General features: G+C 63.3%; 12 protein-coding genes. 10 read left to right on the top strand and 2 right to left on the bottom strand.

All coding sequences use genetic code 11. From position 1 onward, the window contains the following. Nucleotides 1-5 precede the first annotated feature (5 nt). The 8 genes from lptA (at nt 6) to G5S42_RS27460 (ending at nt 7,281) form a co-directional block, all read left to right on the top strand. Complete coding sequence (gene lptA, locus G5S42_RS27425) at nt 6-677, top strand: lipopolysaccharide transport periplasmic protein LptA (RefSeq protein ID WP_176109615.1); 672 nt, start codon at nt 6-8, stop codon at nt 675-677. 17 nt (nt 678-694) lie between these two features. Continuing rightward, the gene (gene lptB / locus G5S42_RS27430; protein ID WP_176110652.1) at nt 695-1,471 is read left to right on the top strand and encodes an LPS export ABC transporter ATP-binding protein; all 777 of its coding nucleotides are present in this window, start codon (nt 695-697) and stop codon (nt 1,469-1,471) included. Between the two features lie 191 nt (nt 1,472-1,662). Then, entirely contained in the window at nt 1,663-3,180 is a 1,518-nt protein-coding gene (locus G5S42_RS27435) for an RNA polymerase factor sigma-54 (protein ID WP_176110653.1), read from the top strand. A 170-nt stretch (nt 3,181-3,350) separates the two neighbouring features. Continuing rightward, a complete protein-coding gene (gene hpf / locus G5S42_RS27440; RefSeq protein WP_008921708.1) occupies nt 3,351-3,707 on the top strand; it encodes a ribosome hibernation-promoting factor, HPF/YfiA family in 357 nt (118 codons plus the stop codon). A gap of 342 nt (nt 3,708-4,049) precedes the next feature. Further along, nucleotides 4,050-4,565 (top strand): PTS sugar transporter subunit IIA, encoded by a 516-nt coding sequence (locus G5S42_RS27445; protein WP_083421008.1) that lies wholly within the window; start codon nt 4,050-4,052, stop codon nt 4,563-4,565. Nucleotides 4,566-4,645: 80 nt separating this feature from the next. Then, the gene (gene hprK / locus G5S42_RS27450; protein ID WP_008921706.1) at nt 4,646-5,614 is read left to right on the top strand and encodes an HPr(Ser) kinase/phosphatase; all 969 of its coding nucleotides are present in this window, start codon (nt 4,646-4,648) and stop codon (nt 5,612-5,614) included. Nucleotides 5,615-5,712: 98 nt separating this feature from the next. Beyond that, nucleotides 5,713-6,606 (top strand): RNase adapter RapZ, encoded by an 894-nt coding sequence (gene rapZ, locus G5S42_RS27455; protein ID WP_041734268.1) that lies wholly within the window; start codon nt 5,713-5,715, stop codon nt 6,604-6,606. A 39-nt stretch (nt 6,607-6,645) separates the two neighbouring features. After that, entirely contained in the window at nt 6,646-7,281 is a 636-nt protein-coding gene (locus G5S42_RS27460) for an LON peptidase substrate-binding domain-containing protein (protein ID WP_013088324.1), read from the top strand. 21 nt (nt 7,282-7,302) lie between these two features. On the opposite strand, the gene mutY is transcribed toward G5S42_RS27460, so the two are convergent. Both mutY and mutM read right to left on the bottom strand, forming a co-directional pair. After that, entirely contained in the window at nt 7,303-8,436 is a 1,134-nt protein-coding gene (gene mutY / locus G5S42_RS27465) for an A/G-specific adenine glycosylase (protein ID WP_176109616.1), read from the bottom strand. Nucleotides 8,437-8,443: 7 nt separating this feature from the next. After that, on the bottom strand, nt 8,444-9,274 hold the full coding sequence (gene mutM / locus G5S42_RS27470; protein WP_176109617.1) for a bifunctional DNA-formamidopyrimidine glycosylase/DNA-(apurinic or apyrimidinic site) lyase: 831 nt from the start codon (nt 9,272-9,274) through the stop codon (nt 8,444-8,446). A gap of 87 nt (nt 9,275-9,361) precedes the next feature. Here mutM and G5S42_RS27475 point away from each other — a divergent pair, with 87 nt between their 5' ends. Both G5S42_RS27475 and lolB read left to right on the top strand, forming a co-directional pair. Further along, nucleotides 9,362-11,203, top strand: coding sequence for a tetratricopeptide repeat protein (locus G5S42_RS27475; protein ID WP_176109618.1), 1,842 nt, complete (start codon nt 9,362-9,364; stop codon nt 11,201-11,203). Then, a complete protein-coding gene (lolB, locus tag G5S42_RS27480) occupies nt 11,203-11,835 on the top strand; it encodes a lipoprotein insertase outer membrane protein LolB (RefSeq protein WP_176109619.1) in 633 nt (210 codons plus the stop codon). Before G5S42_RS27475 ends, lolB begins: the two co-directional genes overlap by 1 nt. Nucleotides 11,836-11,889: the final 54 nt, after the last annotated feature.

Raw genomic sequence — 11,889 nt, forward strand, 5'->3', positions numbered from 1 at the left:
ACTGCATGAACGAATCGCTCCCCCGTTTTGATACCGGCCGTTCGCGCGCGCTGTCCGCGTGCCGCGCCGCACTCGCTGCGCTCGTCGTCGCGTTGCCGCTCGTCGGCTTCGCGCCGCTCGCGCACGCGGACCGCGCCGACAAGGACAAGCCGCTGAACATCGAAGCTGACAACATGACTTACGACGACCTGCGGCAGGTCAGCATCTTTACCGGCCACGTGGTGGCCACCAAAGGGACGATCCTGATCAAGGCCGATCGCGTCGAAGTGTCGCAAGACCCGCAGGGCTACCAGTTCGCGACCGGCACCTCGAGCGGCAACAATCTGTCGTATTTCCGCCAGAAGCGCGAAGGGCTCGATGAATACATCGAGGGTACGGCCATCCGTATCGATTACGACGGCAAGCAGGATCTGACCACGCTGACCACCAACGCGACGGTGCGCCGGCTGCAGAGCATGACGACGCTGCTCGATCAGGTGCACGGCAGCGTGATCACCTACGACGGCCAGAACGACTTCTACACCGCCAAGGCGGGCAAGGACGTCGCTGGTCCGGGCAACCCCACCGGCCGCGTGCGCGCGATGCTGTCGCCGCGCAATGCGGGCGCCGCGCCGCTGACCGGCGCGTCGGCCACGCTCACGCCGTCCAACTCCATTCAGGGAGCGCCGAACCAGTGAGCACCGTAAGCAGCACCATCACGCCGCTCCCCCATCGCAAGCCGGCCGGCACCAGCAGTTCGCTGGTCGTGCGTAATCTGAAGAAGCGCTATGGCTCGCGCACGGTCGTCAAGGACGTGTCGCTCGACGTGAAGAGCGGCGAAGTGGTCGGCCTGCTCGGCCCGAACGGTGCCGGCAAGACCACGTCGTTCTACATGATCGTCGGCCTCGTGCCGCTCGACGCCGGCGAAATCGATCTGGATGGCAAGTCGATCAGCCTTCTGCCCATTCACAAGCGCGCTTCGCTCGGCTTGTCGTATCTGCCGCAGGAAGCGTCGGTGTTCCGCAAGTTGACTGTCGAGCAGAATATTCGCGCGGTGCTGGAACTGCAGCATGACGAAAACGGCAAGCGCCTCGGCAAAGACGCGATCACGTCGCGCACCGAAGCGCTGCTCGACGAGCTTCAGATCGCGCATCTGCGTGAAAATCCGGCGCTGTCGCTGTCGGGCGGCGAGCGTCGTCGGGTTGAAATTGCGCGCGCGCTGGCAACCAATCCGAGCTTCATTCTGCTCGACGAACCGTTCGCCGGCGTCGACCCGATCGCGGTGCTGGAAATCCAGAAAATCGTCAAGTTCTTGAAGCAGCGCAATATCGGCGTCCTGATTACCGACCACAACGTGCGCGAAACGCTCGGTATCTGCGATCACGCGTACATCATCAGCGACGGCAGCGTGCTAGCCGCCGGCGCGCCTAGCGACATCATCGAAAACGAAAGCGTGCGGCGCGTCTATCTGGGCGAGCACTTCCGCATGTAAGCACACACGGCGTCCCCGGCCACGCGAGCGCGCGCGGCCGGCCGCGGCGCCAATTTTGCGGCACCGCACATTCGTTGTCAGACGGCGCAGGCTGGCGCCGGGCGGCGCGCCATTTCGGCGTACCCAAAAATTGCGTGTGCCGCAAGGTATCGCGGTCGTGGCAAACTCTCTACAATGAATCTCAACTTGCCATGAAAGCCAGCCTCCAACTCCGCCTATCGCAGCATCTTGCGCTGACGCCGCAACTGCAACAGTCCATCCGGCTGCTGCAGTTGTCGACGCTCGAATTGCAGCAGGAAGTCGCCATGGCGATCTCGCAGAATCCACTCCTCGAAAACGAAGACGAGTGGATTGCGAGCCCGTTGCGGGTTGCGGCCGACGGCTCCGTGATCGCCCAGACACCGGGCTCCTCGGCGCCGGCCGACCCGATGGCCGGAAACGGTTCGGCATCGTCCGAGGGCAGCGGCGAGCGAGCCGAAAGCGGCGAACCGCAGGGTGTCGATGAATACAACGGCCTTTCGGGCGACGGCGGCGGCGACACGTCACAGTGGAACCTCGACGACTACGGCCGCTCCGGCAACGCGTCCGACGACGACGACCTGCCCCCGTTGCAAATCCACGAATCGAGCACATCGCTGCGCGACCATCTGATGGCGCAACTACGTGTCACCCAGGCGAGCCAGCGCGACCGCGCGCTCATCACGTTCCTGATCGAATCGCTCGACGACGACGGCTATCTCGCCGCCACGCTCGAAGAAGTGCTGGCCGACCTGCCCGAAGAACTCGAGGTCGATGTCGACGAACTGAACGCCGCGCTTGCGCTGCTGCATAGCTTCGACCCGCCCGGCGTCGGCGCGCGGTCCGCGTCCGAATGTCTGAAGCTGCAGTTGCTGCGGCTCGAGCCATCGCCCACGCGCACGCTTGCGCTAGACATTGTCGGCCATTACCTGGAGTTGCTCGCCGCGCGCGATTTCACGCGGCTGCGCAAGCACCTGAAGGCCAGCGACGACGATCTGCGCGACGCGCATGTTCTGATCCGCTCGCTTGAACCATTTCCGGGCGCCGCCTACGGCAAGGCCGAAGCGGACTACGTTGTGCCTGACATCATGGTGCGCAAAACGGCACAGGGCTGGCAGGCGGAGCTGAATCCCGAGGTGGTGCCCAAGCTGCGGATTAACCATCTGTACGCGAATATTCTGCGCAATAACCGCGGCGATCCGGGCAGCGGTTCGTTGCGCCAGCAACTGCAGGAAGCACGCTGGCTGATCAAAAATATCCAGCAGCGTTTCGAGACGATCCTGCGAGTGGCGCAGGCAATTGTCGAGCGTCAGAAGAGCTTTTTTGTGCACGGCGAAATCGCCATGCGCCCCTTGGTTTTGCGGGAAATAGCTGATACGCTGGGCCTACACGAGTCGACTGTCTCGCGTGTGACGACCGGTAAATACATGCTTACCCCTTTCGGGACGCTGGAATTCAAGTACTTTTTCGGCTCGCACGTTTCGACGGACACCGGCGGCGCGGCCTCCTCCACGGCCATTCGCGCGCTGATCAAACAACTGATAGGAGCGGAAAACCCGAAATCGCCACTTTCAGACAGTCGCATAGCCGAACTGCTGGCGGAACAGGGCTTCGTGGTCGCACGTCGTACCGTTGCGAAATACCGTGAGGCGCTCAAAATCCCGGCAGTCAACCTGCGCAAGTCTCTGTAGCTCGCCGCGTTTTGCAGCGGGCATTTACCGGCCGCTCCGCACCTGGCGGACAGGCCGGCCGCTGCGACCTGCCAGATGTCCGTCACCGGGGGGCGACACAGGCAAGCCGTCAGATCGACCGGACCTTTGTCATTGTGCGGACCAAGCGGCCATTAGCTTGGAGAAGCACTATGAATCTCAAGATCAGTGGACACCACCTCGAAGTAACGCCTGCGTTGCGCGAATACGTGATCACCAAACTGGACAGGGTGCTAAGACATTTCGATCAGGTCATCGACGGCAGTGTGGTCCTCTCGGTCGACAACCATAAGGAAAAGGAGAAGCGTCAAAAGGTGGAAATCAACCTCCACCTGAAGGGCAAGGATATTTTCGTCGAGAGTTGTGACAGTGATTTGTACGCTGCGATCGATCTGATGATCGACAAGCTCGACAGACAGGTGATACGCCACAAGGATCGTCTGCAAGGCCATCAGCACGAAGCGATCAAGTATCAGCCGGCGCCGCAACTGGACGTGCCGCCGCAATAGGAGAAACTCGCGGGAATTGCTGATTTCTCTGGGACTCGTCAAGCCGCCCGCAACTGGGCGGTTTTTCGTTTCAGCGCCCGGTGCGCGCTCTGCGCCGGTGCGCCCTCGCCGAGGCCAGGCTCAATCATTCGCGCAGACGTTTGCGCAGCGCGACATATTCCGCGCCGCAAGCGGTGAAAAACCTGATATGCATAGATGGCGCGCCGCACCATCGGCTGTCACCCTGTTCTATAATGTTCCGGTTACCATCGGGGTCAAGCCAGTTCTGATGAAGTACGGCCGGTCGAGATCTCACGCTTTCCCGATCGACTCTCACCGTCCGTCTTCGCCAGCATCGAACGAATGGAACGTCACTCAACCGCCCCGGTGGGGAGAACTCAGGCCACGTTTTCGCCTGTCAACATGAATCGTTTAGCCAAATTTCTTCCCCTCGAGAACGTCGTCATCGGACTATCGGTCACCAGCAAGAAACGCGTGTTCGAGCAAGCGGGCCTGATCTTCGAGAACCAGAACGGCATCGCCCGCAGTACCGTCACAGACAATCTTTTTGCGCGAGAACGACTCGGCTCGACCGGGCTCGGCGAAGGCGTCGCGATTCCGCATGGGCGGATCAAGGGCCTCAAGCAACCGCTCGCCGCATTCGTCAGACTCGCGGAACCCATCCCCTTCGAAGCGCCGGACGGCCAGCCGGTCTCGCTGCTGATCTTCCTGCTCGTCCCCGAGCAAGCCACTCAACAGCACCTCGAAATTCTTTCCGAGATCGCGCAATTGCTGTCCGATCGCGACGCCCGCGAGCGGCTGCACACTGAAGAAGACCGCGAATCGTTGCATCGCCTGCTTACTCAGTGGCAACCTTGAGGCAATGGCGGCGGTAGTACCTACGCGCGCGCACACGCAGGTAAGGCCCGGCAAGCGGCTAACACTGGAGTCACTGACTCATGGATACGTCCAGCATCAACGCCCAGAGCATTTTCGACGACAACGCCGCCATGCTGAAGCTCAGCTGGCTCACGGGGCATGAAGGCTGGGAGCGCGGCTTCTCTTCGGAATCGGTCGCCAATGCCACGTCGAGCGCCGACCTCGTCGGCCACCTGAACCTGATCCACCCGAACCGGATCCAGGTGCTCGGCGATGCGGAAATCGACTACTACAAACGTCAGACCGATGAAGACCGCTCGCGCCACATGGCCGAGCTGATCGCGCTGGAGCCACCGTTTCTCGTCGTCGCGGGCGGCGTCGCGGCACCGCCGGAGCTCGTGCTGCGCTGCACGCGCTCGTCGACGCCGTTGTTCACGACGCCGACATCGGCGGCGGCGGTGATCGATAGTCTGCGTCTTTACATGTCGCGCATTCTCGCGCCGCGCGCGACGCTGCACGGCGTTTTTCTTGACATCCTCGGCATGGGTGTGCTGCTGACCGGCGACTCGGGTCTCGGCAAGAGCGAGCTCGGCCTCGAACTGATCAGCCGCGGTCACGGTCTCGTCGCCGACGACGCGGTCGACTTCGTGCGCCTCGGCCCCGACTTCGTCGAAGGACGCTGCCCGCCGCTGCTGCAGAACCTGCTGGAAGTGCGCGGCCTCGGTCTGCTCGACATCAAGACGATCTTCGGCGAAACGGCGGTGCGCCGCAAAATGAAACTGAAGCTGATCGTGCAACTGGTGCGCCGCCCCGATGGCGAATTCCAGCGACTGCCGCTGGAAAGCCAGACCGTCGACGTGCTCGGCCTGCCGATCAGCAAGGTGACGATCCAGGTGGCCGCGGGCCGCAACCTCGCGGTGCTGGTCGAAGCGGCCGTGCGCAATACCATCCTGCAGTTGCGCGGTATCGACACGCTGCGCGATTTCATGGATCGGCAACGTCTCGCCATGCAGGATCCCGATAGCCAGTTTCCCGGCAAGCTGATCTGAAGCCGACCACAGCACCATGAAGCGCCCGCGGAAGGCAGGACGCGGGCACGCGCATGGAGGCCAGATGCTATGATGAAATCTACGCTTTCGACGACTCCATGCGCATAATCCTGATCACCGGTATCTCCGGCTCCGGCAAATCGGTTGCCCTGAACGCGCTCGAAGACGCGGGTTATTACTGCGTCGACAATCTGCCGCCGCGTTTTCTGCAGCAACTCGCCACCTACCTCGCCGCTGACGGCCAGGACCGTCTCGCGGTCGCGATCGACGCGCGCTCCGGTTCGTCGCTCGACGAAATGCCCGCGATGATCCGCGACCTCAAGCGCTCGCACGACGTGCGCGTGCTGTTCCTGAGCGCGAGCACGCAGTCGCTGATTCAACGCTTTTCCGAAACGCGCCGCCGCCATCCGTTGTCTGGCTCGCCCGCGCACGACGCGGACGTTGGCCTGCTCACGTCGCTCGCCGAAGCGATCGAACGCGAGCGCGAACTGGTCGCGGGACTTGCCGAATTCGGCCATCAGATCGACACGAGCAATCTGCGCGCGAACGTGCTGCGTGCATGGGTCAAACGCTTCATCGAGCAAGAGGACGCGGGGCTCGTGCTGATGTTCGAGTCGTTCGGTTTCAAGCGCGGCGTACCGCTCGACGCGGATTTCGTATTCGACGTACGCACGCTGCCGAACCCATACTACGATCATGAATTGAGGCCGCTCACCGGGCTCGATAAACCGGTGATGGATTTTCTCGATGCGCAGCCGGTCGTCCACGAGATGATCGACGACATCGAGAAGTACCTGTCCAAGTGGCTGCCGCATTTCCGCGACGACAATCGCAGTTATCTGACCGTCGCAATCGGTTGCACGGGCGGCCAGCACCGCTCGGTATTCATCGCGGAGACGCTTGCCGCGCGTCTCGCAACATCGGCGAATGTGATTGTGCGGCACCGCGATGCGCCGGTCGACGTCGGCGAATCATCGAAGCTGGTGGCTTAACCGGCCGCATCGCGCGGCCTTAACCCGAAGCGTTGCGCCATGTCCTCTACGCCTACTGTGTACGCCGATTTGCCGCTGTTTCCGCTGCATACGGTGCTATTTCCCGATGGCTTGCTGCCGCTAAAAATCTTCGAAGCGCGCTACCTCGACATGGCGCGTGACTGCCTGCGCGAAAAAACACCGTTCGGCGTGTGCATGCTGAAAAGCGGCGCCGAAGTCGCGCGTGAGGAAGAACCTTCGGTGCCCGAAACGATCGGCTGTCTCGCCGAAATCGACGAGTGCGACGTCGAGGCATTCGGCATGTTGCTGATTCGCGCACGCGGCACGAAGCGCTTTCGTCTGTTGTCGCATCGCGTCGAAGCGAGCGGTCTGCTGGTCGGCATGGCCGAGCCGCTCGCCGACGACTTGCCGCTCGAAGGCAACGAGCTCTTGGCCAAATTCGGCGCGTGCGCGGAAGTGCTCGAACGGATCATCGCGACGATCCGCGAACGCGATCCGGACAGCCTGCCGTTCGCGGAGCCTTTCCGGCTCGACGATCCGTCGTGGGTGTCCAACCGTCTCGCCGAGGTGCTGCCAATCGCGTTGCGCGCGCGGCAAAAGCTGATGGAACTGACCGATGCCGGCGCGCGCATCGACGTCGTGCATCACTACATGCAGCAGCATCAGTTGCTGTGAAATCCTGAAGTCGTCCTTCCGCTAGATCAACGAACCATGCAGGCTGGCGAGCAGCTTGCGCACCGGCGCCGGCACGCCGAACGAATCCAGATCGCTGAGCGCAACCCAGGCGGTGTCCGCATCGTTGAGCGCGGCCAGAGCACCGACACCGCGATCGAGTTCGGCAAGCCGCGGTTCGATGTCGAGCTTGAAATGCGTGAACACATGGGAGAACGACGCAAGCGCCGACACTTCACCGTTGCTGCCGAACGCTCGCGCGCGTTCGGCGAGCTTCGCTTCGTCGGCGGCTTCGGGCAGACTCCACAGACCGCCCCAGATGCCCGACGGCGGACGCCGCTCGAGCATCACCGCGTTGCCGTCGCGCAGCACCAGCATCCACGTGCGGCGCGTGGGCACCGCTTTCTTCGGGCGCGCGGTCGGCAATTCGCGCTGACGTCCGGTGACGTTGGCGACGCAGTCCGGCGCGAACGGACAGCGCGTGCAGTCGGGTTTGCCGCGCACGCACAAGGTCGCGCCGAGATCCATCAAGCCCTGCGTGTAGCCGCTGAGCTCCGCGTTCGACGCATTCGACGGCAATAGTGATTCCGCGAGCGTCCACATCGCGTTCTCGACTTTCTTCTCGCCCGGAAAACCTTCGACGCCGAACACGCGCGCGAGCACACGCTTCACGTTGCCATCGAGAATCGTCGCGCGCGCACCGAACGCAAACGACGCGATCGCCGCGGCCGTCGAGCGGCCAATGCCGGGCAACTCGGCGAGTTCATCAACCGACGCGGGAAACGCGCCGCCATGCTGCTCGACGACGACCTGCGCGCAGCGATGCAGATTGCGCGCGCGCGTGTAGTAGCCGAGGCCGGCCCACGATGCCATCACGTCATCGGACGGCGCCGCGGCGAGCGCGGCGACATCCGGGAAACGCGCGAGGAATTTCGCGTAGTACGGAATCACCGTCGAGACCTGGGTCTGCTGCAGCATGATTTCGGACAGCCAGATTCGATACGGGTCCCGCGTGTTCTGCCACGGCAGATCGTGGCGGCCATGCTGGCGCTGCCATGCGATCAGGCGCGCGGAAAAATCGGGTATCGGCGTGAATGCGGGCGTGGTGTCGGACGCGCTGGAGCGCGTGGCGATCGTTGGAGTCAGGCGGGAAGGCATCGAGAATCTAGCGCTGGCAAGTGGGACAGAAGTACGTGGAGCGTTGTCCCTGCACGATCTGTTTGATTGGCGTTGCACACACACGGCATGGCAGGCCCGCGCGATCATAGACGAAGTAGTCGAGCTGGAAATAGCCGCTTTCGCCGTTGCTGCCGACGAAATCGCGCAGCGTGCTGCCGCCCTTGTCGATCGCGGCGGCGAGCGTCACGCGCACGGCATCGGCCAGCAGTTCATAACGCACGAGCGACACGCGGCCGGCCGCGGTGGTCGGCCGGATGCCCGCGCGAAAGAGACTTTCCGACGCGTAGATGTTGCCCACGCCGACCACGATGTCGCCTGCCAGCAAAGCCTGCTTCACCGACACCTTGCGCCCGCGCGTCAACCGATGCATCAGCGCGCCCGAAAACGCCGGCGAGAAAGGCTCGACGCCAAGGCTCGCGAGCAGCGGATGCTCGAGGATGTCGCCTTCCTCGCGCGGATGCCACAGCACCGCGCCGAAGCGGCGCGGATCACGATAGCGCAGGATGAAGTCGTCGAAGATCCAGTCGACATGATCGTGCTTCGCCGCGGCAGGCGGATGCGGCACATGACGCAAAACGCGCAACGTGCCCGTCATGCCGAGGTGCACGATGAACCACCCTGCGTCGATTTCGAACAGCAGATACTTGCCGCGTCGCTCGACTTTGCGCACCACATGGCCACGCAAGGTTTTCGCAAGGTCGGCCGGAATCGGCCAGCGCAGCGCGGCCGTCCGCACGTCGACGCGCTCAACCTTGCGCCCGGACACATACGGTTCGATCCCTCGTCGGGTAACCTCGACTTCTGGCAACTCTGGCATGGCTGATTGGTCTGCTACTTGCGTGAGTGGTTGTGCGCGTATTGTAGCGAGCGCGTTACAATCGACTGAAACATTGAACGGATTTCCATGAACGTGTCCTTCGTGAAGCTGCTTTCAAAGCGCCGCGCGCGTGTGTCCAACGTGCCGCTCGCCGTGTCCGCTCGCCGGATGCTTGGTGCGGGTGCGCTCGCATTGTGGGCGCTCGCCGCCGTGCCCGCGCATGCGCAGGACCCGTCGCCAGATTCCGACGACACGTCGGTCACGATGCCGGACCCGCTGGGTCCGTCAACCCCTCAAGACGAAAAGTCTTTGCCCGGGGTGCCTCTGTCGAGCCAGATCGTCTTCCAGGTGCTGGCCGCCGAGATCGCGCTGCAGCGCGATCAGCCAGCACCGGCCTATCAGACCTACCTCGCGCTCGCTCGCGACACGCACGACCCGCGCATGGCGCAACGCGCCACCGAAATCGCGCTGGCCGCGCAGAGCCCATCGGACGCGCTCGCCGCCGCGCAATTGTGGCAACAGTACGCGCCCGGTTCGGAACGCGCCGCGCAACTCGACGCGTCGCTGCTCGTGCTGTCCGGCAAGCCCGACGACGCGTCGCCGATCCTGTCGCAGGAACTCGCGAAGGTACCTGAGGAAAATCGCGGCAGCGCAATCCTCGCGCTGCAATTGCTGTTGTCGCGCGGCCCGAACCGCGTCGGTGGCCTGCACGTGTTGCAGGACCTGCTGAAGAACGACATGAACCGGCCGGAAGCGCAACTGGCCGTCGCACGCCAGCAGCTGCTGGCCGACGACGCGCCGGGTGCGCGCAAGTCGCTCGAGCAGGCGCTCACGATCAAGCCCGACTATCTGCCCGCGGCGTTGGTGCTGTCGCAGATGGGCCCAGAGGAGCGCAAGGAAGGCATCGCGTCGCTCGAAAAGTACGTGCAGCAGAATCCGAAATCGCATGACGCGCGGCTCGCGCTCGCGCAGATGTATCTCGCGAGCGACCGTCTCGACGACGCGCAGAAGCAGTTCGAGATCATGCGCAAGGCAAACGCCAACGACCTGACGCCGTTGATGGCGCTCGCGCTGATCAAGATCCAGCAGAAGAAACTCCCCGAAGCACAGACCTATCTGATTCAATACGCGCAGCAGGCCGAGAAGACGCCGGGCGCCGATGCGGGCCAGGCCTATATCTATCTCGCGCAGCTAGCGCTCGAACAGAAGAATGAGGCGGCCGCGAGCGACTGGCTGAACAAGATCTCGCCGGCGAGTCAGCAATACCTGGCCGCGCAGATCACGCGCGCGCAACTGCTCGCGAAGCAGGGCAAGACCGAGGAGGCGCGCCAGTTGCTCGCCAACTTGCAGACCTCGGATCCGCGTGACGTGGCGCTGATCGCGCGCACCGATGCAGCGATCCTGTTCGACGCGAAGCGCTACCCGGAGGCCGAAGCGCGTCTGCAGCAAGCCACGGCGAACTTTCCCGACGACCCCGACCTCACCTACGACTACGCGATGGCCGCCGAGAAAACCGGCCATTACGACGTCATGGAAGCGCAGTTGCGCAAGCTGATCGAGACGCAGCCGGACAATCCGCAGGCGTATAACGCGCTCGGCTATTCGCTCGCCGATCGCAACCAGCGCCTGCCGGAAGCGGACAAGCTGGTCGAGAAGGCCTCGGCCCTTGCACCGAACGATGCGTTCATCATGGACAGCGTCGGCTGGGTCAAGTACCGGATGGGTAACACGGCCGATGCGATCAAGCTGCTGCGCAAGGCATACAGCCTCCAGCCGAACGCCGAGATCGGCGCGCACCTCGGCGAGGTGCTGTGGAAGGCCGGCGAACAGGAACAGGCGCGCGCCGCGTTCCGCGAGGCGCGCAAGCTCGAACCCAACAACGAGACTCTCGTCAAAACGTTGCAACGTCTTCAGGTAAACGATCTTTGATGCGTCTTTCCCGTTTGATTTCTTTTGCCATGGCGCCGCGCGGCATCGCGCTTGGTCTCGCGGCGGCAGCGGTTGTCGCGTTGGCCGGCTGCGCATCGGTGAAGCCGCAGGGGCCGTCCACGTCGAACGCCGCGACCGAAGTCACCGCGCAAACGAGCCGCTCGTATCAGGGCCGCTTCGCGATCCAGTACAACGATCAGTACGGCCAGCAGCGCAACGCTTACGGCAATTTCTCGTGGCAGGAAACCGGCGACACTGTCACGCTGCAATTGCGCAATCCGCTCGGCCAGACGCTGGCCATCGTGACCTCGTCACCGGCTTCGGCGACGCTCGAGCTGCCGAACCGCCAGCCGCTCACCGCCGATAACGTGTCGACGCTGATGCAAAACGCGCTCGGCTTCACGCTGCCGGTCGAAGGGTTACGCTACTGGCTGCAGCCGTCGCCGGCGCCGACCTCGCGCGCGCAGACCGAGAAGGATCCCGAGCAACCGTCGCGCCTGAAGCAGATCACCCAGGATGGCTGGACGATCGACTATGTCGCCTATGCCGATGCGCCAGCCACCGGCGTGAAGCGCGTCAATCTGAGTCGCTCGGAGCCGCCGCTCGACATCAAGCTCGTGCTCGATCAGTGAGTCGTCGTTGCTGCTATTTGTCCCGGCATCCGCTCACGTAACCTTGCCACCCGT

It is taken from the genome of Paraburkholderia youngii (genome assembly GCF_013366925.1).
In the GTDB taxonomy this organism is placed as follows: domain Bacteria; phylum Pseudomonadota; class Gammaproteobacteria; order Burkholderiales; family Burkholderiaceae; genus Paraburkholderia; species Paraburkholderia youngii.

What these genes read in the sequence shown, in the direction of transcription:
- rapZ (WP_041734268.1), top strand. Translation starts at nt 5,713, where the DNA reads ATGCGCATAATCCTGATCACCGGTATCTCCGGCTCCGGCAAATCGGTT.
- G5S42_RS27475 (WP_176109618.1), top strand. Translation starts at nt 9,362, where the DNA reads ATGAACGTGTCCTTCGTGAAGCTGCTTTCAAAGCGCCGCGCGCGTGTG.
- G5S42_RS27460 (WP_013088324.1), top strand. Translation starts at nt 6,646, where the DNA reads ATGTCCTCTACGCCTACTGTGTACGCCGATTTGCCGCTGTTTCCGCTG.
- hprK (WP_008921706.1), top strand. Translation starts at nt 4,646, where the DNA reads ATGGATACGTCCAGCATCAACGCCCAGAGCATTTTCGACGACAACGCC.
- G5S42_RS27435 (WP_176110653.1), top strand. Translation starts at nt 1,663, where the DNA reads ATGAAAGCCAGCCTCCAACTCCGCCTATCGCAGCATCTTGCGCTGACG.
- mutY (WP_176109616.1), bottom strand. Translation starts at nt 8,436, where the DNA reads ATGCCTTCCCGCCTGACTCCAACGATCGCCACGCGCTCCAGCGCGTCC.
- lptA (WP_176109615.1), top strand. Translation starts at nt 6, where the DNA reads ATGAACGAATCGCTCCCCCGTTTTGATACCGGCCGTTCGCGCGCGCTG.
- lolB (WP_176109619.1), top strand. Translation starts at nt 11,203, where the DNA reads ATGCGTCTTTCCCGTTTGATTTCTTTTGCCATGGCGCCGCGCGGCATC.
- hpf (WP_008921708.1), top strand. Translation starts at nt 3,351, where the DNA reads ATGAATCTCAAGATCAGTGGACACCACCTCGAAGTAACGCCTGCGTTG.
- G5S42_RS27445 (WP_083421008.1), top strand. Translation starts at nt 4,050, where the DNA reads ATGGAACGTCACTCAACCGCCCCGGTGGGGAGAACTCAGGCCACGTTT.
- mutM (WP_176109617.1), bottom strand. Translation starts at nt 9,274, where the DNA reads ATGCCAGAGTTGCCAGAAGTCGAGGTTACCCGACGAGGGATCGAACCG.